Origin of the sequence: Cellulophaga sp. L1A9, from assembly GCF_009797025.1 — a bacterium.
In the GTDB taxonomy this organism is placed as follows: Bacteria; Bacteroidota; Bacteroidia; order Flavobacteriales; family Flavobacteriaceae; genus Cellulophaga.
Genome location: NZ_CP047027.1, coordinates 4298084 through 4323611 on the forward strand (window position 1 = coordinate 4298084; position 25528 = coordinate 4323611).

Annotated in this window: 26 protein-coding genes; 12 read left to right on the forward strand and 14 right to left on the reverse strand. The window is 31.0% G+C overall.

Annotated features, from left to right (window positions below; translation table 11 throughout):
• Positions 1 to 17: 17 nt before the first annotated feature.
• Together leuD and leuC are read right to left on the reverse strand one after the other, a co-directional pair.
• Positions 18 to 614: a 3-isopropylmalate dehydratase small subunit gene (gene leuD, locus GQR94_RS18880; RefSeq protein ID WP_158978179.1), complete on the reverse strand. Its 597-nt coding sequence runs from the start codon at positions 612 to 614 to the stop codon at positions 18 to 20.
• Positions 615 to 695: 81 nt separating this feature from the next.
• Entirely contained in the window at positions 696 to 2111 is a 1416-nt protein-coding gene (gene leuC, locus GQR94_RS18885) for a 3-isopropylmalate dehydratase large subunit (protein ID WP_158978181.1), read from the reverse strand.
• A 390-nt stretch (positions 2112 to 2501) separates the two neighbouring features.
• Here leuC and GQR94_RS18890 point away from each other — a divergent pair, with 390 nt between their 5' ends.
• The 12 genes from GQR94_RS18890 (at position 2502) to GQR94_RS18945 (ending at position 13904) form a co-directional block, all read left to right on the forward strand.
• Complete coding sequence (locus GQR94_RS18890; RefSeq protein ID WP_158978183.1) at positions 2502 to 3542, forward strand: DUF4138 domain-containing protein; 1041 nt, start codon at positions 2502 to 2504, stop codon at positions 3540 to 3542.
• Between the two features lie 268 nt (positions 3543 to 3810).
• Complete coding sequence (locus GQR94_RS18895) at positions 3811 to 4221, forward strand: carboxypeptidase-like regulatory domain-containing protein (RefSeq protein WP_158978185.1); 411 nt, start codon at positions 3811 to 3813, stop codon at positions 4219 to 4221.
• A gap of 32 nt (positions 4222 to 4253) precedes the next feature.
• On the forward strand, positions 4254 to 4658 hold the full coding sequence (locus GQR94_RS18900; protein ID WP_158978187.1) for a hypothetical protein: 405 nt from the start codon (positions 4254 to 4256) through the stop codon (positions 4656 to 4658).
• A 71-nt stretch (positions 4659 to 4729) separates the two neighbouring features.
• On the forward strand, positions 4730 to 5716 hold the full coding sequence (locus GQR94_RS18905) for a hypothetical protein (protein ID WP_158978189.1): 987 nt from the start codon (positions 4730 to 4732) through the stop codon (positions 5714 to 5716).
• Positions 5717 to 5923: 207 nt separating this feature from the next.
• Positions 5924 to 6922 (forward strand): hypothetical protein, encoded by a 999-nt coding sequence (locus GQR94_RS18910; RefSeq protein ID WP_158978191.1) that lies wholly within the window; start codon positions 5924 to 5926, stop codon positions 6920 to 6922.
• A gap of 57 nt (positions 6923 to 6979) precedes the next feature.
• Positions 6980 to 7978, forward strand: coding sequence for a hypothetical protein (locus GQR94_RS18915; RefSeq protein WP_158978193.1), 999 nt, complete (start codon positions 6980 to 6982; stop codon positions 7976 to 7978).
• A 57-nt stretch (positions 7979 to 8035) separates the two neighbouring features.
• Positions 8036 to 9034 (forward strand): hypothetical protein, encoded by a 999-nt coding sequence (locus GQR94_RS18920; RefSeq protein ID WP_158978195.1) that lies wholly within the window; start codon positions 8036 to 8038, stop codon positions 9032 to 9034.
• A 56-nt stretch (positions 9035 to 9090) separates the two neighbouring features.
• Positions 9091 to 10092 (forward strand): hypothetical protein, encoded by a 1002-nt coding sequence (locus tag GQR94_RS18925; protein WP_158978197.1) that lies wholly within the window; start codon positions 9091 to 9093, stop codon positions 10090 to 10092.
• A 56-nt stretch (positions 10093 to 10148) separates the two neighbouring features.
• Complete coding sequence (locus GQR94_RS18930; protein ID WP_158978199.1) at positions 10149 to 11150, forward strand: hypothetical protein; 1002 nt, start codon at positions 10149 to 10151, stop codon at positions 11148 to 11150.
• A gap of 57 nt (positions 11151 to 11207) precedes the next feature.
• The gene (locus tag GQR94_RS18935) at positions 11208 to 12209 is read left to right on the forward strand and encodes a hypothetical protein (protein ID WP_158978201.1); all 1002 of its coding nucleotides are present in this window, start codon (positions 11208 to 11210) and stop codon (positions 12207 to 12209) included.
• 9 nt (positions 12210 to 12218) lie between these two features.
• Positions 12219 to 12902 (forward strand): hypothetical protein, encoded by a 684-nt coding sequence (locus tag GQR94_RS18940; RefSeq protein ID WP_158978203.1) that lies wholly within the window; start codon positions 12219 to 12221, stop codon positions 12900 to 12902.
• Between the two features lie 426 nt (positions 12903 to 13328).
• Positions 13329 to 13904 carry a hypothetical protein gene (locus tag GQR94_RS18945; RefSeq protein WP_158978205.1) on the forward strand — a complete coding sequence of 192 codons (576 nt, stop codon included), beginning with the start codon at positions 13329 to 13331 and terminating at the stop codon, positions 13902 to 13904.
• A 687-nt stretch (positions 13905 to 14591) separates the two neighbouring features.
• Here GQR94_RS18945 and GQR94_RS18950 read toward each other — a convergent pair.
• The 12 genes from GQR94_RS18950 to GQR94_RS19005 form a co-directional block, all read right to left on the reverse strand.
• Positions 14592 to 15317 carry a hypothetical protein gene (locus GQR94_RS18950; protein ID WP_158978207.1) on the reverse strand — a complete coding sequence of 242 codons (726 nt, stop codon included), beginning with the start codon at positions 15315 to 15317 and terminating at the stop codon, positions 14592 to 14594.
• A gap of 37 nt (positions 15318 to 15354) precedes the next feature.
• Positions 15355 to 16248 (reverse strand): hypothetical protein, encoded by an 894-nt coding sequence (locus GQR94_RS18955; protein WP_158978209.1) that lies wholly within the window; start codon positions 16246 to 16248, stop codon positions 15355 to 15357.
• Positions 16249 to 16407: 159 nt separating this feature from the next.
• Positions 16408 to 17337 carry a hypothetical protein gene (locus tag GQR94_RS18960; RefSeq protein ID WP_158978211.1) on the reverse strand — a complete coding sequence of 310 codons (930 nt, stop codon included), beginning with the start codon at positions 17335 to 17337 and terminating at the stop codon, positions 16408 to 16410.
• A 67-nt stretch (positions 17338 to 17404) separates the two neighbouring features.
• A complete protein-coding gene (locus GQR94_RS18965) occupies positions 17405 to 18538 on the reverse strand; it encodes a YgcG family protein (RefSeq protein ID WP_158978212.1) in 1134 nt (377 codons plus the stop codon).
• 128 nt (positions 18539 to 18666) lie between these two features.
• Positions 18667 to 19602, reverse strand: coding sequence for a hypothetical protein (locus GQR94_RS18970; protein ID WP_158978214.1), 936 nt, complete (start codon positions 19600 to 19602; stop codon positions 18667 to 18669).
• A 3-nt stretch (positions 19603 to 19605) separates the two neighbouring features.
• A complete protein-coding gene (locus GQR94_RS18975) occupies positions 19606 to 20547 on the reverse strand; it encodes a hypothetical protein (protein ID WP_158978216.1) in 942 nt (313 codons plus the stop codon).
• A gap of 61 nt (positions 20548 to 20608) precedes the next feature.
• Positions 20609 to 21544, reverse strand: a complete 936-nt coding sequence (locus GQR94_RS18980) for a hypothetical protein (protein WP_158978218.1) — start codon at positions 21542 to 21544, stop codon at positions 20609 to 20611.
• A 3-nt stretch (positions 21545 to 21547) separates the two neighbouring features.
• Positions 21548 to 22489, reverse strand: coding sequence for a hypothetical protein (locus tag GQR94_RS18985; RefSeq protein ID WP_158978220.1), 942 nt, complete (start codon positions 22487 to 22489; stop codon positions 21548 to 21550).
• Between the two features lie 61 nt (positions 22490 to 22550).
• The gene (locus GQR94_RS18990; RefSeq protein ID WP_233268468.1) at positions 22551 to 23468 is read right to left on the reverse strand and encodes a hypothetical protein; all 918 of its coding nucleotides are present in this window, start codon (positions 23466 to 23468) and stop codon (positions 22551 to 22553) included.
• Between the two features lie 59 nt (positions 23469 to 23527).
• A complete protein-coding gene (locus tag GQR94_RS18995) occupies positions 23528 to 23893 on the reverse strand; it encodes a hypothetical protein (protein WP_158978223.1) in 366 nt (121 codons plus the stop codon).
• The gene (locus GQR94_RS19000; protein WP_158978225.1) at positions 23874 to 24434 is read right to left on the reverse strand and encodes a LemA family protein; all 561 of its coding nucleotides are present in this window, start codon (positions 24432 to 24434) and stop codon (positions 23874 to 23876) included. The genes GQR94_RS18995 and GQR94_RS19000 overlap by 20 nt, the downstream gene beginning before the upstream one ends.
• Positions 24435 to 24445: 11 nt before the next feature.
• Positions 24446 to 25468, reverse strand: coding sequence for a hypothetical protein (locus GQR94_RS19005; RefSeq protein WP_158978227.1), 1023 nt, complete (start codon positions 25466 to 25468; stop codon positions 24446 to 24448).
• Between the last annotated feature and the right edge of the window lie 60 nt (positions 25469 to 25528).

Sequence of the window (25528 nt, forward strand, 5' to 3'; positions counted from 1 at the left end):
TAAAGAAATATAGGTTCCTATAAAGGAGTATGTTTTGCAAATTCTATGATATCTTCCTTAACATTCATCAAGTAGTCAATATCATCAAACCCGTTTAACATATTATCTTTTTTATATCCATTGATATCAAAAGATTCTTTCTCACCTGTAGACAAAAGGGTAACTGTCTGTTCTTGTAAGTTTACCTCAATTTGAGTGTTTGGATCTTTCTCTATTTCAGAAAATAATTTGTTAGAAAAATCAGCACTTACTTGTACAGGTAACACCCCAATATTTAAGCAGTTTCCTTTAAAAATATCAGCAAAGAAGCTAGAAATTACACAACGAAAGCCATAATCGTAAACAGCCCATGCTGCGTGCTCTCTTGAAGAACCGGAACCGAAGTTACGACCGCCAAGTAATATTTTTCCGGAATAGGTGCTGTCATTTAGCACAAAATCTTCTTTAGGAGAATCGTCATTATTGTAACGCCAATCTCTGAAAAGATTATCACCGAATCCTTTACGCTCCGTTGCTTTTAAGAAACGAGCCGGTATTATTTGATCTGTATCTACGTTCTCTATCGCTAAAGGAACCGCAGTACTTGTTAATATTTCGAATTTATCGTATGCCATTTTGTATTATTTTGTTGTTCGTTGATGGTTTATGGTTGATGGTACTATTATTTTTTACTTAAAAAAACTAACAACCAACAACTAAGAACTAGCAACTAATTTTTCCATTAATTCACGTGGATCTGTAACTTTTCCAGTAACTGCAGCAGCTGCAGCAACAAGTGGAGAAGCTAACAATGTTCTAGACCCTGGACCTTGACGCCCTTCAAAGTTTCTGTTTGAAGTACTTACCGCTAATTTTCCTGCGGGTACTTTATCATCATTCATAGCCAAACAAGCAGAACAACCTGGTTCTCTAAGTTCAAAACCTGCTTCGTGAATAATATCCAACAAACCTTCTGCTTTAATAGCCGCTTCTACTTGGTGTGAGCCAGGTACCAACCAAGCGGTAACATTAGCTGCTTTCTTACGACCTTTAATTATTGAGGTGAATGCTCTAAAATCTTCTATACGTCCGTTTGTACAACTACCAATAAATACGAAATCAATTGGTTTCCCTATCATACTATCGCCTTCACTAAAAGCCATATATCCTAAAGATTTCTTGTAGGTGCTTACGCCTCCTTCAACTTGTTCTGCCTTAGGAATACTTTTAGATATACCCATACCCATACCTGGATTGGTACCATAGGTAATCATTGGTTCAATATCCGAAGCATCAAAACTAAATTCCTTATCAAATTCGGCATCTGCATCTGTATGTAAGGTCTCCCAATAGGTCATTGCTTTATCCCAAGCAGCACCTGTTGGTGTAAACTCACGTCCTTTAATATATTCAAATGTTTTTTCATCTGGAGCAATCATACCTCCACGAGCACCCATTTCTATACTCAAATTACACACGGTCATACGACCTTCCATGCTCATATCTTCAAAAGCATCACCTGCATATTCTATAAAATAGCCTGTAGCTCCAGAAGTTGTTAATTTAGAAATAACAAATAAGGCAACATCCTTAGGCGTTACTCCAAAATTAAGTTTCCCTTTTACATTAATTCGCATTTTCTTAGGTTTTGGCTGCATAATACATTGTGTAGCCAATACCATTTCTACTTCAGAAGTACCAATACCAAAAGCAATAGCACCAAAAGCACCATGCGTAGAGGTATGGGAATCTCCACATACGATAGTTGCTCCTGGTTGTGTAATACCGTACTCAGGGCCTACAACGTGAACAATACCATTTTTTTTATGTCCAAGTCCCCAGTGAGAGATGCCATATTCTTTAGCATTCTCTTCTAGAGCTCTTAATTGATTTGCCGATAGCGGATCTGCTACAGGTAAATGTTGATTGATTGTTGGTGTGTTATGATCTGCCGTTGCAAAAGTACGCTCTGGATGAAGTACACGAATACCTCTATTTTTAAGTCCTAAAAATGCCACAGGACTAGTCACTTCATGCACTAAATGGCGATCTATAAACAATACATCTGGTCCGTCTTCTACATGTTTAACTACATGCGAATCCCATACTTTGTCAAATAATGTCTTTTTCATTTCTTAAATAAACTTTGAATTTTTTTGCTCCTAAAAAGAGCAATTACAAATTTAAAAAAGTATACCATCTATACCTACCACTTGTTAGAAGAATTACGATGTTCAACAGAAATTTACTTCAAATTATTGCCCCTTAAAAAATAGAATTTAAACCTTAGCAGGGATTTGTAAATGGCTTTATTGCGCAATAAAAACCATTTAGACTTTTTACGATAACATTCAACGAGTATATTTTTTATACTCTGAACCTTTAGCTACTTTAGCCGTCCCAGATTGTAGGAAATAGGTAACAAAAGGCATGATTCTTGTAAACTAAACAATTACAGAAAGTCCTTTTAAGGGTCCACTTATATTTTTACATTAATTATTAAAGTTATGAATGCTAAACATTTGAAGTACATTTTTTTCCTATTACTTCTTGCCTCCCAAATTGGATATTCTCAACATGGAGGGCCTATTTCAATAGCTTTGAATGAGTCTAATATTATTACACTCATATTCCCAGGACAAATTTTAAAGGTCGTAGAACCCTCTGCTGATTTTATGTTCAGTTATGAGCAACAAAGTAGCATGGGCGTTTTAAAGGCTAAAAAAACGAAACAACTTAGTAATTTAACGGTTACCACCAATGATGGGTATGTCTATTCTTTTGTTTTAGCCCCCTCTAAAGATGTTGCTAATTTTGTATATGTAATGACCATATCTGATGCTGTTGGAAGAATTAATGTTTCTAAAAGTGCAGGAGTAAAACCGCTGCCTTCTGTAGAAGTAGCAGATCCAGAAACACCTGCGATCAATACTACTGAAAATACTACGTCTACAATTTCAGAACCATCACCAATTATAAAACCTGCACTTGCAACTAATAATTCAGGTGCTGTACTGCCTAGTAGTAATCAATTAGTAACGGTTAATACCCCTATAGATGTAGTAGAAAATACAAAACCAGAGGATAGTACTCATTTTCCTGTTGATGCATCAAATACCCCAACTCATGATGTTGATTTATATGGTTCTAAGCCAAACACCTATTACAGTATTTTTTGCGATAATATCCATATTGAAAAACCTACGATAAAGAACGTCTCTCGAAAAGTGGGGGTAATTGAATTAAAATTAAATGATATTACCTTAGATAAAAACGAAATGTACTTTAGTTTGCAAATCATAAATGGTTCTGCAAAAGCCTATACTATAAAAGACCTGAAATTTTTCATAAAAGGTAAAAGTGGCCATAAGGAGTTTAATATTAAACCTTTATATGTACATAATTTTAGAAATGATTTAGGTGAAAATTCTGAAGTAAATGCGGTCTACGTTCTAAAAAACATACGATTAAGTGACAAGCAGCAGTTGTACATTGTATTAGAAGGTTTAGATCATGAACGTTTTATCATGTTAACTTTACCAAATGAAGTTGTCAATCGGTAATATAAATGGTTTGTGGTTTTTTAAGAAAAAATGATTGAACTGCTACCAACTACCGCTAGCGCCACCACCTCCTGATCTTCCTCCTTTGCCAGAAAAACGACTAGAGGAGTTATTGGAGTTTCCACTGTTTGTTGAATCATTACTATAACTTCGACCTGATGAACTGTATTGGTAAGAATCATTGTCAGTAGTTGATGGAATGTTTGTAATTATAACTATAAAACAGTATTCTGGCTAACCTAAAAATATTTAAAAATAACTAACAAAGATGCCTTTTAAAATAATTTGTAAACTCTTGTTTCTTTTGTTGATTCTTAGTTCATGTGGAGTTACAAAGCATGTACAACGGTATGCTGTAGAGGGCTATATTGTTGATGCTAATAATACTCCAATTAATAATGTAGTGGTTAAATTTTTGTTGGATGAAAATCAGCAAGGTATTATGCTATTAAGTGATAAAGATTCTACAATTACGAATGATGAGGGTTTTTATAAATTTAAAGAAATAAGTGCCACTAAAATTGGCTTTATGGGAGGGGATAAAACCAAAAGCTTACCTGTATCTTATACCTTTATAGCAAGAAAAAAAGGCTTTGTAAATGATACGGTGAATTTACGTTCTAGAAACCCGTTAAACAATATTTTAATTATTGAAACAATACATTTAAAGCCTGATTAGAATAATTGAATTACAAATTGATTAAAAATTTTATGTCCAATAAAACCTTTTCTTTCATTTTAATAAATTTATTTGTTTTTAGTTCCTGTATCCTATATAAAGATATAAGAAGGCCTAAAATACAAGGTTCTGTTTTTAGTGAAAATGGAGCTTTAGAAGATGTTACACTTCAATTTATTATGAATGAGCAGAATCAGGGTATACTTAATCCTGCATATCTTAAAACTACTAAAACCGATGATAAAGGGTTTTTTCAGTTCGATAGAATTGTTGAAATAGACAGGGGTTTTATAGGTGCAGATCGAAATGGAAAGTTTTTAGCTGCTACTAGGTTTTTAATTTTAAAAGAAGGGTATATCACAGACACTGTTAATATAAAAGACTACCACGATGATTTGGAAATTGTGGTAGATACCATCTATTTAAGGTTGAAGTGAAATAACAAAAAAATCTAAACTAAGGGAGAAATTTAGCCAGGATGGTTGATGTAGATAAAAGAAACCTAGTAATGAAAAAAATATTATTATTAAGCAGTTTACTATTTACCCTAATATGTTTAGGGCAGATTTCTGAAAAAGAAACGGAAGAAATTAAAACTAAAGCAATAGATAACAGCGATATTTTAGAAAAAGATCCCTATTTAAAAAAGTTACAAAACTATACATACCAACCCGAATACCAAATAGAGGTAGAAAGTTATTACTCCTATGAAATTAAGGTAAACGATATGCCTATAACTGTTCAAAGTCCACCGTATACAAAAAGTATGTTATTCTTAGCCAATTCGTCTATTTTACAAAGTGGGATTCAAACATTAACTTTTACTATTCACCCTCGTTATAACAAGGATGAAACTGAACAAAAAGAATTTTTAGAAAACCCTGAGCATATTGATTTTAAAATCAAAGTACAAAAAACTGCCTGGGTTAATGGTACCTTAAAAGAGCCAAAAATTGTATTAAGCTATAAATTATCAGACGAACAAATTAAAGATATTACAACACAAAAAAGTTTTTATAAAGAATTTACTTTTAAAGCAAAAGTACCTTATAAACTGGAAGGATGGAGTACTAGCAAAGTGTTTGACCCTAAGGATAGTATTGCATTAGAAAAAAAAGTATATGAAGAATACTATAAATATAGGCAGTTGATGTTAGACAGAAAGGGGGCTGATATTATAAGAACTTCTCAAAACCAAGGATTTGAACTTATGCAGAGCTTTTATTTTAAAAGAGACAAAGTAATGCAGAATAGAAAAGAATATTTAGAAGAATTTTCTGATGAAGATTTTACAATGGCAGAAATAAAGGATTATAAACTTGTGTTTTATGGTAACAATCGAGTTTTAGGGTTAGTTTTTGATGATGAAATTGAAAAAGGGCAGTCCTGTTTAAATAAAATTACTTTAGATGAAAATGATAATTTAAATCTGTCATATATAAAATACTTACTTCATCAGCCTCAGGGCAGTACAGAATTAGAACAAATACGTTGATATTTTCTTACCTTATATGCCACAAGTCATAGACGAGTGCTAGCGGGGAGCAAACTTCATAAATAATAATAGTACAAAAGAAAAACCGCAATTGAAACCACAGAAGAAGAAACCACCGATGGAGATGCTGAGATTATTGTTCTAGAGCTTTATGAATGGGAATTAACCGACTGGCAAATGCCTATTTACAGATTTAAATAAACACCTATGAGAAAAAGTATTAGTGCATTACTACTTATTTTAAGTATTACAAGTTGTGCACAGCAAAACAAAAAAGAAACTGTAAAAGAAACCACTCCAACCTCTATAGATTTAAAAGCAATTTTAGAAGATGACCCTTATATAGGTCAATTAAAAAAGTACGACTATGAACCGGAATACGTGCTACAAATAACTACGCTATACGCTTATGAAATTAGGGTGAATGATATTCCTGTAGCAAGTAATTTTAGTACAATGGGGGGGACCATTTGGTATCCTATTAATAAGGCAATATTGCAAAGTGGCAAACAAACTTTATCTATTAGCATATATCCAAGATATACAGATAATAGAAATCAAAAGGATTATTTCGAAGACCCTGATAATTATGATTTTTGGTTAGATATAACACAGACAGCATGGATTGATGGAAGTAGAGAAGAGCCCAAAATGGTATTAGAATATGAGATGCCCAAGAAAGATGATAATGGAAAAGAGATAGATTTTTCTAAATTAACATCGCGTCATGATGAATTAACTTTTACAGCAAAGGTTCCTTATACCCTCACTGGTTGGAGCGAAAGTAAAGTGTTTGATAAAAAAGATAGTGTAGCCATTGAGCAAAGAGTGGTAGCTTTCTACCAAAAGTATAGACAACTTATGGTAGATAAAGAAGCACTACAACTACAGGAAATGAAATTAAATCAAGGCTATGAAACTTCTCAGTATTCCTATTTAGATAAAGATAAATTATTTAAAGATAGAGAGGAATATGTGAGAGATTTTCCTGAAGAATTATTTATTATGGCAAAATTAGAAAATTATGAATTGAAATTTTATGGGAATAACAGGGTACTAGGATTAATTTTCACTCAGGACCCCTATAAAGGATATTCGGCGATGGCAAAAAAGTTTTTAGATGAAAACGATAATCCAAGAATATCTTTTTCCTTGTTATTATTACACCAACCTAAAGGCTCGGATAGTCTAGAAATAATAAGGTGAGTTTTTATGCCATTTTTAATACATATTAATTGTGCCTACAGATTTAAATAAACACGTATGAGAAAAAGTATTAGTGCAATGCTACTTATTTTAAGCATAACAAGTTGTGCACAGCAAAACAAAAAAGAAACTGTAAAAGAAACCACTCCAACTCCTATAGATTTAAAAGCAATTTTAGAAGATGACCCTTATATAGGTCAATTAAAAAAGTACGACTATGAACCGGAATACGTGCTACAAATAACTACGCTATACGCTTATGAAATTAGGGTTAACGATATTCCTGTAGCTACTAATTTTAGTACAATGGGGGGTACTATTTGGTATCCTATTAATGAGGCAATATTGCAAAGTGGTAAACAAACTCTATCTATTACTATATATCCAAGATATACAGATGATGAAACTCAAAAGAAATATTTTGAAGATCCTGATGATTATGATTTTTGGTTAGATATAACACAGACTGCCTGGATTGATGGAAGTAGAGAAGAGCCCAAAACGGTATTGGAATATGAAATGCCAAGGAAAGATGATCGTGGGAAAGAAATAGATTTTTCCAAATTAACATCGCGTCATGATGAATTAACTTTTAAAGCAAAGGTACCTTATACCCTCACCGGTTGGAGTGATAGTAAAGTGTTTGATAAAAAAGATAGTGTAGCCATTGAGAAAAGAGTGGTAGCCTTCTATCAAAAGTATAGACAACTTATGGTAGATAAAGAAGCATTACAACTACAAAAAATCAAATTAAAACAAGGCTATGAAACTTCTCAGTATTCCTATTTGGATAAAGAGAAATTATTTAAAGATAGAGAGGAATATGTAAGGGATTTTCCTAAAGAAGATTTTTTAATGGCTGATTTAGAAAATTATGAATTAAAATTTTATGGAAATAACAGGGTATTGGGCTTGGTTTTTGCTAATGATCCTGATAAAGGCGAATCTATGATGGCAAAATATTATTTAGATAAAAATGGGGATGGTAGGGTATCATATTATCCAATTTTACTACATCAACCTAAAGGTTCAGATAGTTTAGAAATAATAAGGTGAGTTTTTATGCCATTTTTAATACATATTAATTGTGCCTACAGATTTAAATAAACACGTATGAGAAAAAGTATTAGTGCAATGCTACTTATTTTGAGTATAACAAGTTGTGCACAGCAAAACAAAAAAGAAACTGTAAAAGAAACCACTCCAACTCCTATAGATTTAAAAGCAATTTTAGAAGATGACCCGTATATAGGTCAATTAAAAAAGTACGACTATGAACCGGAATACGTGCTAAAAATAACTACGCTATATGCTTATGAAATTAGGGTTAACGATATTCCTGTAGCTACTAATTATAGTACAATGGGGGGTACCATTTGGTATCCTATTAATAAGGCAATATTGCAAAGTGGCAAACAAACTTTATCTATTAGCATATATCCAAGATATACAGATGATAATACTCAAAAGGAATATTTTGAAGATCCTGATAATTATGATTTTTGGTTAGATATAACACAGACTGCATGGATTGATGGTAGTAGAGAAGAGCCCAAAATGGTATTAGAATATGAAATGCCTAGGAAAGATGATCGTGGAAAAGAAGTAAATTTTTCTCAATTGAAATCTCATCATGATGAGCTAAGCTTTAAAGCAAAGGTACCTTATACCCTCACCGGTTGGAGTGATAGTAAAGTGTTTGATAAAAAAGATAGTGTAGCCATTGAGAAAAGAGTGGTAGCCTTCTATCAAAAGTATAGACAACTTATGGTAGATAAAGAAGCATTACAACTACAAAAAATCAAATTAAAACAAGGCTATGAAACTTCTCAGTATTCCTATTTGGATAAAGAGAAATTATTTAAAGATAGAGAGGAATATGTAAGGGATTTTCCTAAAGAAGATTTTTTAATGGCTGATTTAGAAAATTATGAATTAAAATTTTATGGAAATAACAGGGTATTGGGCTTGGTTTTTGCTAATGATCCTGATAAAGGCGAATCTATGATGGCAAAATATTATTTAGATAAAAATGGGGATGGTAGGGTATCATATTATCCAATTTTACTACATCAACCTAAAGGTTCAGATAGTTTAGAAATAATAAGGTGAGTTTTATGCCATTTTTAATACATATTAATTGTGCCTACAGATTTAAATAAACACGTATGAGAAAAAGTATTAGTGCAATGCTACTTATTTTGAGTATAACAAGTTGTGCACAGCAAAACAAAAAAGAAACTGTAAAAGAAACCACTCCAACTCCTATAGATTTAAAAGCAATTTTAGAAGATGACCCTTATATAGGTCAATTAAAAAAGTACGACTATGAACCGGAATACGTGCTACAAATAACTACGCTATACGCTTATGAAATTAGGGTTAACGATATTCCTGTAGCTACTAATTTTAGTACAATGGGGGGTACTATTTGGTATCCTATTAATGAGGCAATATTGCAAAGTGGTAAACAAACTTTATCTATTACTATATATCCAAGATATACAGATAATAAAACTCAAAAAGTCTATTTTGAAGATCCTGATAATTATGATTTTTGGTTAGATATAACACAGACTGCCTGGATTGATGGAAATAGAGAAGAGCCCAAAACGGTATTGGAATATGAAATGCCTAGGAAAGATGATCGTGGGAAAGAAATAGATTTTTCTAAATTAACATCGCGTCATGATGAATTAACTTTTACAGCAAAGGTTCCTTATACCCTCACTGGTTGGAGCGAAAGTAAAGTGTTTGATAAAAAAGATAGTGTAGCCATTGAGCAAAGAGTGGTAGCTTTCTACCAAAAGTATAGACAACTTATGGTAGATAAAGAAGCACTACAACTACAGGAAATGAAATTAAATCAAGGCTATGAAACTTCTCAGTATTCCTATTTAGATAAAGATAAATTATTTAAAGATAGAAAGGAATATGTGAGAGATTTTCCTAAGGAGGATTTTCTTATGGGTAAATTAGAAAATTACGATTTAAAATTTTATGGAAATAATAGAGTCTTGTGCCTAGTTGCAGCTGATGGTCATCTATATAGAGGAGAGCCTATGATAGCAAAAAAATATTTAGATAAAAATGGGAATGGTAGAGTATCATTTTATCCAATTTTACTACACCAACCTAAAGGTTCAGATAGTTTAGAAATAATCAGGTGAGTTTTATGTCATTTTTAATACATATTAATTGTGCCTACAGAGTTAAATAAACACGTATGAGAAAAAGTATTAGTGCAATACTACTTATTTTAAGTATTACAAGTTGTGCACAGCAAAACAAAAAAGAAACTGTAAAAGAAACCACTCCAACCTCTATAGATTTAAAAGCAATTTTAGAAGATGACCCTTATATAGGTCAATTAAAAAAATATGATTATGAACCGGAATACGTGCTACAAATAACTACGCTATACGCTTATGAAATTAGGGTGAATGATATTCCTGTAGCTACTAATTTTAGTACAATGGGGGGTACTATTTGGTATCCTATTAATGAGGCAATATTGCAAAGTGGTAAACAAACTCTATCTATTACTATATATCCAAGATATACAGATGATGAAACTCAAAAGAAATATTTTGAAGATCCTGATGATTATGATTTTTGGTTAGATATAACACAGACTGCCTGGATAGATGGAAGTAGAGAAGAACCTAAAATTGTATTAGAATATGAAATGCCTAGGAAAGATGATCATGGGAAAGAAATAGATTTTTCTCAATTGAAATCGCGCCATGATGAGCTAAGCTTTAAAGCAAAGGTACCTTATACCCTCACTGGTTGGAGCGAAAGTAAAGTGTTTGATAAAAAAGATAGTGTAGCCATTGAGCAAAGAGTGGTGGCTTTCTACCAAAAGTATAGACAACTAATGATAGATAAAGAGGCACTACAATTACAAAAAATGAAATTAAATCAAGGCTATGAAACTTCTCAGTATTCCTATACTGATAAAGATAAATTATTTAATGATAGAGAGGAGTATGTGAGAGATTTTCCTAAGGAGGATTTTCTTATGGGTAAATTAGAAAATTATGATTTAAAATTTTATGGAAATAATAGGGTCTTGTGCCTAGTTGCAGCTGATGGTCATCTATATAGAGGAGAGCCTATGATAGCAAAAAAATATTTAGATCAAAACGGTAATGGTAGAGTATCATTTTATCCAATTCTATTACATCAACCTAAAGGTTCAGATAGTTTAGAAATAATAAGGTGAGTTTTTATGCCATTTTTAATACATATTAATAGTGTCTACGGATTTAAATAAATATATATGAGAATAATCATTAGTGCAATGCTACTTATTTTAAGCATAACAAGTTGTGCACAAGACAGTACACAAAAGAATATGAAAACATTATCAGATATTAGTAATTTATATCAAGAAATAAATCATTATCCAATAGAACCACATTACGGTATTTATGTAAGTTCTTCCAATACAAATTTTGAAGTGAGAATAAATGATATTCCAGTTTTTCTTGAATATGAATTTATTACCAATGAAATCTCTCCTAAAGGAAGTTACATTCCTATTAACCTCGCTATATCTAAATCAGGTATTCAAAAGATAGAGGTTCGTATGTATCCATCATATAATAGAGAAACACAAGAATTAGAACCTAGCTTAAAGAATGCTCAAGTAACAGTTGATGTAGTAAAACGAGAATATAATACAGTAAAAGAAACGTATAGCGAGGAAGAAGTCATACTAAATCTGGCTGCACCTACGGAAAAAAATGAAGTAAGTAAAAAAACAAAATTTATTTATCCAGAACTTACAGAGTATATTTTTGATGAAACTTTTGAAGCATTAGTGCCTTATGATATAAAAACATTAGAGAAAGCCCAAAATTTAATAACTACTGATCCAGAGGAAATAAAAAAATTAACAAAGGAATTACTTATTGCATATAATGAAATTTGGCAAATTTACGATCAAAATAAAGTTTCGCAATATGCTGATTTAATTTATAACAAAGAAAAACGAGCCGCTCAACAATTATTTTTCACAGAAGTCGACAGTAAAAAAAGAGCTAAAGAAGATATTTTAGAAAATGGAAAAATTCTTGAAGAAAATTATGAAATGATGCCATTTGAAGATTTCAAACTACGCTTTTATTCGAATGGTAAAATTGTCACACTAGTTTATGATAAATTAGGACAGGTCGGACGAAACAAATCTGTTTTAAGAGCTAAAGGAGAAGGCAGGAAAAACAGTTATTACTCCCTATTTTACAAGCCTGTAGGAAGCGATAAATTTATTTTATATTAATTTTAGCCAGTGGAACTAATCATATTACCAACTTTAATTTCTTTTGACTTTTCGGACGGCCTATTTTTTCTATTAATTGGTGGAATGATATTATATGGTGTTTTTAAGAAGAAAAAACCAAGTATTATAAAAACACTTGCAATTTCAGAGATAAATACATTATCAATAGGATTGTGTAAAATAAAAGGACAAATATTAGCAACTAATCAAATAACTTCACCGATAACAGAGACTCAATGTATTGGCTATAACTATAGTAAACTATCATACGGATACAAAGCAGTAGGAAGAGCCAATGGAAGGAAAAAATGGAGAACGTACCGTACTAAATCTAAAAGCGTGGATTTTTTTATTAAAGATGCAACAGGACAAATTAAAGTAAATGCTAAAAATATTTCTATACAAATAAATGTAAATAGATCCGAAAAAAAACTATCCAGAACGTTACTTGATGTGGAAAGTTTATTATTGGAAGACGGTACAGAATATATATTGATCGGTACAATTAATGTAGCTAAAAATGGATATATGGAAATTGTAAAAGAAAAAGAGCTTATTATAATGGATGAGGCTTTTTATAAATTTGTGAATGTAGAGATTCCATCTATGAAAAAAAAAATAAGATTATTTATAATATTTTTACTTCTAGGACTATTTATTTTTGTCATACACAACTTTGGTTTATTAAAATAGTATAGAATAGTGACATAGTTTATACTTCCTAGTAGCACATTAAAATATGCTTGTTTTGTAAATACATATATCCAATATAAGGTTGCAAAAGAAACGAAATATGTTCTGATTAAATTAATGATTTATGAATCCTACTCGTTACTTAAAATTGCAATAGGTCTCTAGAATATTTATAATGTTAATTGATGTTTACTTAGTCGATAAGGCACTCGTTACAAACGAGCGTTAGTGGGTCACGCACTACAAAAGTATACCTTGATATTATTTTTAGAAAATGAGAAATTACAAAATAGCCTCAAAATTTAAATATAGAAATAATCTACATAATTTCGATTTTTATCTATAAGTTTGTAAAGATTTAGTTAATATAATTTCATGTAGTAAATAGGTATTTACTGCTTATAACGCCCTTAATATCTGCCTAAAATGAGATACTTTACTTCATTTCTTTTTTTATTCTTTTTTTCTTTTGGCTTTACTCAAAACTCCAAAATTAGTATTGAAATTTCTAGCCCTAACTTTCATTATTCGGAATTTGATGATGAAAGCTATATGGATGGGTCTATTAATGTAAGTGCAAAAATAACCAACCAAAGTCAAGATACTTTGTACATCCTTAATGAGAACTTAAATCACATGGCATTTTATTGTACACCCTATAAAATGAAATTAGATAAAATTACTAAGAATTGTAATAGCGTAATGCATGGTATTTCTATGGCTACGATTTCGGATGGTGGATTTAAACCTAAAGGTAAATTTTCCGTGGATAATTTTCAAGCATTAGCTCCTCAAGCCACGCAGCAACTTAGAATCTATATTGAGGATGTGGATGAAAGTTTTTGTGTAGATAAAGATGGAAATACAGCACTTACGATAAGCTTTGAATTTCCTGAAGAAATATTGGATGACTCTGTAAAAGAAAGTCCAATATATGCCAGGCTTCCCAAAGGAAAATTTATAAGTAATACTATAGCTTTTAGTTATAAAAGAAAAATGTAGTATCAAATCAATTTACCAATGGAAATTTTTTTTTCAATAAAAATTAATAATGTTTACTCACTATTGAAAAAATGGAAGAGGTATTTAAATTCTTAATAATTTTATATTAATGTTTACTTAATTTATTTAACACGCGTAACAGAAGAGCGCTAACCGAGGCCGCGCACATGCGGCACCGCTACACATAGGACAAATATGCATGCTCCTAATTGTTGCTATTGGTTTTCCTGAAATAATTATATTTACTTTATAGTATTTATATCACCACCTATCACCTCAATCGGTGCTGCTTGAATTAGTTTTATTACTCCTAATAGCAGTTATATATTCTCTTTCAATGCTTTCATAAATAGGCTTCACATTCATTGTAATAAAAATTCGCTCATCTTTAACTCTTTGTATTTAGTATCATCATAATTTTAAGTTATAGTTATATGATCTGTAAGCTCATGTGTATTTTTTTCTTTAGCGTTTGACTTTTTTGAAGCATCAGTATTCGTATCTTTTTCTTTTAAATTAGAGTTAAAAAAAATTGTCTATTATTAAATTTATAATAATCACATTAATTACAAGTATGCTATTTTTGTATCAACTTCAACAAGTTTAAAAAATGTAAATAGTGTATTTGTTATTTTCTCTACTGAGTTGATAATCCAACTGTCAGATTTCGAATTGGTCCAGTAGATTCTAAATCAAAAGCCCCCTAATCGTCATATGACCTCCTCCTATATTTTTATAAACAGGGTTCGAATGTACTGTTGTTAAAATTTTGTCATTTTTATTTAGAAAACATTTCTCTGGTTCAAAATAAAAAGAATGATGAGTATGTTTTAATTTATCATGATTAAGATCAGATAAGTCCATGAATTCATTTAACGAGTTTCCTAATTTATAAGGAATTTTTCTAATTAATATTATTTCAAAAGGTGGTGCAACATCACCCGTAAATCTTTTATCTAAAGCTAAATCTAGTACAATTAGTTTTTTTTCCGGCTCCGACTGCCGAAATCTTAGTTTAACATCATCATAATTAAAACTACTTTTTGAATGTTTTTTAGACAAAAATAATTCATCCTTATGCTCGCCAAAAATACTTAGTATTTTCTCGTAAGAATCTCCAATAAAAAAAGACTTCCCATTATATTTGAATTCACACACATCAATTTCAAAACGGTGCTCTTGTTTTTCAAATTGCGTCATTAATTCTTTATACCTAGGGTCGTCGTACTTTGGCGTTATAGTTAAATCATCTGAATCATTAACAATATTTTTTTCTTCAGCGTTTGATTTTTTTGATGCATCAGTGCTAACATCTTTTTCTTTTAAATTTGAGTTTAAAAAATTGCATGCTGTTAAACTGATAATAAGTGCGATAGTAATAAGTAATTTTATTTTTTTATTATCAATCTCCATAAGTTTATGAAATTTTAATAGTGTATTATTTAGGTCTTTACTGAGCTGATATTCCAACTTTCAGGCCTTTAATTGGTCCAGTAGATTCTGGATCAAAAGCTCCCCTAATCGTCATATGACCTCCTCCAATATTTTTATAAACAGGATTAGAATCTAATACTGTAAAAATTGTTTCATTTTCGTTTATAGAACATTTCTCTAGTTCTATAAACGAAAATGAATGTTGAGTATGTTTTAACTTATCATGATTAAGATCAGATAATTCCATGAATTCATTTAACGAGTTTCCTAATTTATAAGGAATTTTTCTAAGTAATATTATTTCAAAAGGTGGGGCAACATCTCCCGTAAATCTTCTATCTAAAGCTAAGTTTAGTGTGGTCAATTTTTTTCCTGGTTCCGACAACAAGAAAGTTAATTTAATATCGTCATATTCAAATCTATAATATGAATATTTTTCAGACAAAAATAATTCATCCTTATGCTCGCCAAAAATACTTAGTATTTTCTCGTAAGAATCACCAATAAAAAAAGACTTCCCATTATATTTGAATTCACACGCATCAATTTCAAAACGGTGCTCTTGTTTTTCAAATTGCGTCATTAATTCTTTATACCTAGGGTCGTCGTACTTTGGCGTTATAGTTAAATCATCTGAATCATTAACAATATTTTTTTCTTCAGCGTTTGATTTTTTTGATGCATCAGTGCTAACATCTTTTTCTTTTAAATTAGAGTTAAAAAAATTGCATGCTGTTAAACTGATAATAAGTGCGATAGTAATAAGTAATTTTATTTTTTTATTATCAATCTCCATAAGTTTATGAAATTTTAATAGTGTATTATTTAGGTCTTTACTAAGTGATATTCCATCTGTCATCTTTTGAATTGGTCCAGTTAATTCTGGATCAAAAGATCCTCTGATAGTCATATGACATCCTCCTATATTTTTTATAAACAGGGGTAGAATGTATTGTTGTTAAAATAATTTTAATTGATATTTTCTTACTCGATATAGCACTCGTTACAAATGAGCGCTATCGAGGTAAATTAAAAGTTGTCTATAGATATTACATAATCCATGCAGAAATTATTTAGTAATAATTTCAAAAGTATCAGATCCCTTAGGCTTATGTAATCGCACCGCTAAGGAGTTTCTATATTTTTCATCCTCATAAATTAGAACATCCCAATTTAATAATTCAGAATCTGTTCTGTATAATTTAACCAATCTACCTTCTGCTTCTATAGCTAAACTATAATTTTCAATTGGATACATTTTATTTTTAGTGATTTTGTTTGTAGCATTAGTATTGAGCATATTTAAATATTCTTCTTTATTTAAATATGCAGAAAGAGCTGCTTCTAAATATTTAGTTTTTTGTAGTTCATATGTATACTTATAATTTGAACCTTCATTCAAGATGTTTCTCAATTCTTGATAATAATCTACAACTTCTTTTTTGAGTAATTCTGAATCTATATCTCTTAAATCCTGGCTCTCGCTCCAACCTTTGATTTTATAAGGTAAATCTTTGATAGTAAATTCTATCTCTTGTTCTGTAAAAGAAACAGGATTTGGTATCGTAAAAGTAAATTTTTTATGTATTGTTATATTTTCTATTTCACCATCATATTCTTCATACCTCAAAAGTTCAATTTCTAATTCATCTAAATCCGATTGATGTATCATACCATCTTCTGCGGAAATTTCCAGGTCCTCATGTGGGTAAAATGTATATTTTGCCTTATGGTCTCCGTTTCCTAAAATGTAATTATCTAAATAACTCCACGTAAAATGATTCAATATACGATCATCATTTGGAACTATGTTTTCTTCCGCCAAAATATCATTTATTTTCAAACTATAAGGTAGCTTAGAAGTAGTAGATAGCGCATATTTTATTTTTTTATGTTTGCTATTTTTGTCTAACTGAGATAGAAGTAAAGAATCATAGGAAGTCATTTTTACAGGCACTATATTTTTTAAATCCTGCCCGCAAGCATTGAGTATTCCCACTAAAAGAAATATTAAAAAGTATCTGATCATCATTGGAATTGTAAGTCATAGGCAATATACGCAAAAGCTACCAACTACCACTAGCGCCACCACCTCCTGATCTTCCTCCTTTGCCAGAAAAACTACTAGAGGAGTTATTGGAGTTTCCACTGTTTGTTGAATCATTACTATAACTACGACCTGATGAACTGTATTGGTAAGAATCATTGTCAGTAGTTGAACTTACTATTCCAAGGATATCTAATTTACTATCAATCTCTTTTCTTATAAAATAGGTGTCATTGTTAGAAAGTGAAAAATTTAGTTTTCTATTATAATACTTCACCTCCATTAGGGCAAATAGTACCGGAATTACAAACAGTGCTACTGGGATAGCAATCCATTTCTTGTTTTCTAGCAAAAAGAAAAAGTAATTAGGGTATATATCAAACAGTAGTGCCAAAAGCAAAAAGAACATAAAGATAAATATCAAAAAACTAAAGAAAAATATCTGTCCAGTTTTATAAGCGTAGCCAAATACTCTAGAAAAACTGACTTTGTTTGTAAATGCTCCGACTAAGGTCATCACCCAAGCTTTAAAAGAAATTTTTATAAAGAGAAAACTTAAAACCATAATAGTCATGATCAATATTGAAAAAATATGTTTACCCAAAATAGTTCCAAAAGTATCTTTAGGTATACTATTACTTATTTCGGTTTTAATAGCTGGGGAAGGTGTTGGTGTTGAAGATGGAGTCTCATAAATTTGATTCTTTTCTACGGCGACGCTATTTAAAATTTTTATTAGCGAATTTATGGCAGCATCAACACCAGAAAAGTAATTCTCCTTTTTAAATTCAGGAGTTAATTCATTTCTTATAATTCGAGAAGCCATAACATCAGTTACTACATGTTCTAGGTCATAACCGACTTCAATTCTAACTTTCTTGTCTTCTTTAGCTATTACTAAGAGTATACCATTGTCTTTTCCTTTTTGGCCTATAGTATTTACTTCAAACGTTTTATACGCATAGTCTTCTATAGGTTCATTATTTAATTTAACTATAGTAAGTATTACAAGTTGATGGGAAGTTTCTGTTTCAAGTGCCTCTAATTTTATGGATAATTGTTGTACTTGCGCTGTAGTGAGAATTTCAGCATTGTCAGTCACATAACTATTAAGTAAAGGATACTCAGTTTGAGCGACACAAATGGTTGCCAAAAAGAGTAGGAGGGTGGTGAATAGATTTTTAATGACTAGGTGTATTAAATTTAAATATACTAAAAGCTTGTACTTAAAACAAAAAACATCAAACGTTATGGATAGTTTGTTTTCAAGTTAAAGGCTTATTACCACATATGCCAAGTGCCTGTTTCTTTATTTTTAAAGATGTAATAAGGTTGTCTTGACATAGCACCTGTATTTGGATTCTTAAACCAAATGGCAGGCCGTTTATCAGTTCTTCTTACCAATGTTACCACTCTATTATTATAATAATATTTAATTTCAAAATCTTCCAAAGGTTGAGGCTCCATTCCATCTTTAATATTTATCATGCCGTCAATAGTTTTATCAGACAATTCTTTGCCTTTGTAAAGTTGAATTAATGCTCTTTTTAAATGTCTTTCTAAATGGTCTCTATCTTGTTTTTTATTTATTATTGTTTGTCGCTTTATCGTAAAATGTTCGATTACTTCTTTAAGCACGTTTTCTTCTTCCAATTCGGAAAGGTCTTGGGCATAAAGGTCAAGCGTTTCTAAGACGAATGGAACCTTAGCATCAAATTCATGTTCTATCGTAAATTCAGGAATTTTTTGATCACCAACCTTGGGCATTTCCCATTCCCATAGGACTGTAAATCTACCGAATTCATGGTCTGGATCTGTCATATCACTATAACGCACTAGCTGTAATTGCAAGCCTGCTTTTTTAGATAATTCCTCACCAATAAAAGGGAATACTTTGATGGAAATTTTTTGTTCTCCACTCTTTAAAATCATCAGGTTAAGTGGCATCCTTATCGAATAAGCAGGATGCTCACGAAAATAACTGCCGGCAATTAAATCGTTGACCCTTATATCATAATGACAATTCTGACTATTAACTTGAAGATAATACCCAGGTCGTTTTTTACTTAAATATTCATAATCTTTATAATGGTTGGTTATTTCTGTATCTATTAAGGTATAATCTATTGTAGTCGTCTGTGTGAAACCAATTATAGCAAATAGGTTAACTACTGCGGTCATTAATATCTTTGAATTTATTCCTTTTAATAGGCGCATAACTTACTTTCTTATGATTTTAAAACTATCTGAGCCTTTAGGTTTATGAAGAAAACCACCGGTATAATAATAATTATCTTTCGTTTCTCTTATTAACACATCCCAATCTTTAAATATACCAGCATCTTTCCTAACTAGACGAACTAACCTACCATTACCGTATAATTCCATTTTATAATTTTCTATGGGTAACATGGTACTTTTATATTTCAATGTACTTTGTTTAGCTTCTTCGGTGTAGTACCAATTTGGATCATCATAGGTAGCTGTCGCTAATTCTATATTTTTTTGTTTTTCCTCTTTTAATAATTGCTTTACTTTTCCCTCATTTAATAATTTCCTCCAATATTCATAATAGATTACTACTTCTTTTAAAAGTTGATCTTGATCCATTTTAGACAAGTCTTGGCTTTCTGTCCATCCGGTTAATTCAAAAGGCAGGTTTTCTACTTTAAACTCACCAGAAAATTCCCAAAAAGGGACTTTTTCTGTAGGTACAGGTACTTCAAAAAATTTACTTTCATACTCTTCTGCTCCAGAATGGGGGCGTATTACAGAGTTTTCTACGTAGTTCCAATGATCTATTACTACCTTAGTTTCTGTAAGTAAATAAGGCTCTACAAATTCTTTTCCTGTTTGTGGTAAATAGCGTACTTTAAATTGGTGCGTACCATTTTTTAAAACCCATTCATTTAATTCTATACCTTTAGATATATTTCCTGCGGTTTCTTCTTTGGCTACCAAAATATCATCTATATATAGCTCAAAAGAAGCAAAACAAGAGATACCAACACCATAATGTATTTGTTTATCATGAGTGTATGTATAGGGTTGTATTTTTTGAATAGTATCAGAAGTTGCTATACTGCTTTTAAGTTTTTTCTTGTCTTGTCCTTTACAATTAAAAAACAGGAGCAATACACACAAAATAGAAATTGATTTCATAAGCGGTGAAGTTGTATTTTTTTTGAGTTCATATTTTGTTTTTGAATGAGTGTATCAGAAATTACCACATATGCCAAGTGCCCGTTTCTTTATTTTTGAAGATGTAATAAGGTTGGTATGATTTCTCTTTTTTTGAAGTATTATTAAACCAAATAGCAGATTGTTTATTTTCTTTACGAACTAGGGTAGCAATCTTATAATTATAATAAAATCGAATTTCATAATCTTCTAAAGGCTGTAATTCCATGCCATTTTCAACAGTTATCATTTCATCCACAGTTTTTGCTAACAATTCGTTATCAGGATAAATTTGAACAAAAGCTCGGTTTAAATGGCGAATTAAATAATCTCTATCTTGTGTATTATTAACTATGCTTTTTTGTTTCAACTGAAATTCTTTTAAAACTTCTTCAAGTACGACTTTTTCATCTAATTCTGATAAGTCTGTAGCATACAGATCTAGAGTTTCAAGTTCGTAAGGTACTTTTGCTTCAAAAGTTGTGTGAAATATGAAAATAGGCAACTTATGCTCACCCACATTTGGCATTTTCCATTCCCATATAACTTTACTCTTTCCAAATTCATTTGCAATATCCAACATATCATCATAGCGCATTAAACGTAATTGTAAACTTGCACTTTCTTTTATAAAATCTCCAACATCAGGAAGTACTTTTAAAGATAATTTTTGTTGTCCACTCTTCAAAATATTTAAGTTCAAAGGCAATCTTACAGAATACATTGGATATGGATCATAAAACTCTCCACAGGATAAATCATTTACATCAATTTCATAATAACAATTCTGATTGTTAACTTCTAAATAATACCCAGTTCGCTTTTTATTTAAATATTCATAATCTTTATAATGGTTGGTAATTTCTTTATCTATTATGGTATAATCTATTGTAGTCTTCTGTGCGAAACCAATTATAACAAATAGGTTAACTACTAGGGTCAGTAATATTTTTGAATTTATTTTTTTTAATAGGTGCATAACTTACTTTCTTATAACTTTAAAACTATCTGAGCCTTTAGGTTTATGAAGAAAACCACCAGTACTAAAATATTCCGTTTCACTTTCACCAATCAGTACGCCCCAATTTTTAAATATTCCCTCATCAATCCTTACTAATTTGACCAACCTTCCATTACCATATAATTCCAATTTATAATTTTCAATAGGTAACATCGCATTTATGTACTTTAAAAACCCATCAATTGATTCTTTAGAGTAGTACCAATTTGGGTCATCATAGGTTGCAATTGCAACATCCATATTTTTTTGTTTTTCCTCTATTAATAATTGCTTTATATTTCCCTCGTTCAATAAACCACGAAAATATTCATAATAGATTATAACTTCTTTTAAAAGCTCATCTTGATCCATCTTAGAAAGATCTTGACTCTCAGTCCATCCGGTTAATTCAAACGGAAGGTTTTCTACTTCAAATTCTCCAGAAAACTCCCAAAAAGGGACTTTTTGGGTGGGTACAGGTACTTCAAAGAAGATACTTTCGTATTGCTCTTTGCCAGAATGGGGGCGTAATACCGAATTCTCAACATAGTTCCAATGCTCTATTGTTACTCTAGTTTCTGTCAACAAATAAGGCTCTACAAATTCTTTTCCCGTCTGGGGTAAATAACGCACTCTAAAGTTATGCGTTCCGTTTTTTAAGACCCAATCGTTTAATTCTACCCCTGATGATATAGTACCTGCGGTTTCTTCTTTTGCCACTAAAATATCATCTATATAAAGTTCAAATGATGCAAAGCATGAGATCCCTATTCCGTAATGTATTTGTTTATCATGAGTGTATGTATAGGGTTGTATTTTTTGAATAGTATCAGAAGTTGCTATACTGCTTTTAAGTTCTTTCTTGTCTTGTCCTTTGCAATTAAAAAACAGGAGCAATACACACAAAATAGAAATTGATTTCATAAGCGGTGAAGTTGTATTTTTTTTGAGTTCATATTTTGTTTTTGAATGAGTATATCAGAAATTACCACATATGCCAAGTGCCCGTTTCTTTATTTTTAAAGATGTAATAAGGTTGCCATGACCGAGCACCATTTGCATTCCTTTTAAACCATATAGCCGGTTCTTTATCATCTCTTTTTATTAAGGTCGCGATTCTACTATTGTAATATAAACGCATTTCAAAATTCTCTAATGGTTGGGCTTCTTTATCTTTAGAGAATGTTAACATGTCTTCTGCAACTTCATTCATTAGATCATCGTCTGGATAAATTTGTATCATGGCTCTTTTAAGGTGAGAAATCAAATAAGATTTATCTTCAGTACGATTTATAATTTTTTCACGCTTTTTTATAAATTCAGTCAAAACTTCTTTTAACAAGATTTCCTTTTCCATGTTAGACAAGTCTTCCGCATAATCATCTAATACATTAATATCATAAGGCACTTCTGCTTCGAAAACAGTATCTAACTCAAAATATGGCAATTTTAAGGTTTCTGTTTTTGGCATTTCCCATTTCCATAAAATTGTACTACCTCCAAAGTTGTTTTCTAAGTCCGTAATGTCAGGATAATATAATAAGGTTACATCTAAACCAGCTCTATTTGTTAATGTATCCCCTTTAAAAGGAAATATTTTAATTGACAATTTTTGGCTACCACTATTTAGAATTTGTAAATTCAAAGGTATCACAACTGAATATGAAGGAAATTCTCCATAGTACTCAGCACTAGCTAACTCATTTGTTTCAATTTCATAATAGCAATTTTGATTATTAACTTGAAGATAATACCCAGGTCGTTTTTTATTTAAATATTCATAATCTTTAAAATGGTTGGTAATTTCTATATCCACTTGGTCATAATCTACTTTATCTTGTCCATTGGCTACTAGTACCAAAAGTAAAATAGAGAATAAACTAAAAATTATTTTTGAACTCATATGGAAAAAATTAATAATAAATAGTATAAGGTAAAAGAATCCTAATTTAAATTTTCGGATTATTTTTTATAGAACCCTTTGTGCAATTGCTGCTCGTAAATTTTATTTAATCTAGAATGGTTAGCTACTATAAAACCAAGAACATTGCACATAACCGCTAACCAGGCTAAAAATAGCTTTAATCCGCCAGGAACAGAAGTTGCCATGACTAAAACTACTAAGGATCCCAATATCCATGTAGCCAATATAAAAACAAAAACAAGCCAAAGAAACTTTTTCTTTACTTCGGTACTCATAAAAATAGCCAAAAGTCTAGCAGGAACAATAAGCAAGAGGATACCGAAAAATGCTACGGACTTAATAATACTTGTATTTATATTGATTTCTTTTAACCAATCATAATACTCAAAACTGAATGCCATCATACTTTTTTTCTGTTTGAGTAATTTGTAATAATTGTTTGTTTTTAAAACCAAAAGGTTTCGCTATTAATAGATCAGGGAATTCATTAATACCAATATTATAGAGATTGATACTTTCATTATAAAGTTCTCTGCGGTCGGCTAAATGGTTTTCTAATTCCGACACTCTAGACTGTAACGCTAAAAAAGAAGTGTTCGCTTTTAACTCCGGATAATTTTCAGAAACTACCATAATAGAAGCTAAGGTTTTGTTTAACGCATTAGATTTCAATACTTTTTCTTCATTACTTTTTGCACTCAAGTATTGCGTTCTCAATTCCGTCACCTTAGTTAGCAGGTTTTCTTCATAATCCATATACCTCTTTACTATTTTTACCAATTCCGGAACTTCATCAGCGCGCTGTTTTAGTAGCACATCAATATTCGCAAAGTTTTTATCGGTATTAGCCTTTAGCATAACCAAACGGTTGTAGAGCGAAATAATTCCTCTTACAAAAAACACGACTATAAGGGCTATAATGATGATAAACAAATAGGGTTTCATTTTTTTATATTTTACAGATTAAATGGTAATACTTCTTTTAAATTAAATAGTTCCGACAGCGATGTAAATGAAAAGAATAGTTCATTTTCTTGGACGGTAACTTCACAAGTTAAAATAACGCTGATACAGGCGATCAAAATCAAAAGGTATTTTACAAATGATTTTTGCAAGGGTCGCATTAAACTCCACTGTTGCACGTGTTCATAAGTTGCAACCCCAAATACATCTTTGGAAGGGTCTTTTTCAATGAATACCTGTTGGTTTCTATTCGTGGCTTTACCGATAAGTAGCACGTTCATATTTTCTTCTAATAAAAACAATTGAAAACGTCTATCACCAGCGGAATAAGAGTATTTAGATTCTGGTAAATCTATCAACTCAAGATGATCTCCTGACACAGTAATAATACCACTCCCGTCATTAATTTGAAACGGATTGCAGACCGTTTCCTTTGAAATAGTGTTATAACTTGTTTTTCCATTTTTATCTGTGCTTATTGCATCTACTTTATAGAGGTATCCAATGCAAGGCACTTTTTTTATTGCAGATAAAACGGGTTCTATGAGTATAGTTTTTCCTGAAATTTCTACTAAGCCCATGGCTAGAGATCTAATTTTAGAGGTAGGCAAAACACCCTGTAACTCATAAAAAGTATTCTTTGAATTTGGCGTAAGTATTTCTCTAAGGATAACAAAGGCCGTAATTAAGATAATTCCATAAGGCCAAGTAATCATGATAAGAGGCATGGCTACAATAAAAACGATGAATCCCCAAATAGAATTTTTGCTTCTGATAGCTTTTACAACACCTCCTATAAGCATTAATACCAAAAGAATAGGGAAGTTTACTAAACAGGCAAAGGGTACATAACCGGGATCTACAATAGCCGTTATCACCACCATAAATGGAGGAATGATAAATAAAGGCCATAGTACAGGGAGTTTAACTCGGTATAGGCTTTTTAAAACTAGATAATAAAAAAGACCAAAGGCACTGGAAAATATAGTAAGAAATACTATAAAAACGGTGTCCATGTTATCTACTCTAAAGGTTTCTAGCACGTAATTAATAGGATGTTAATTGTTATCAAGTGT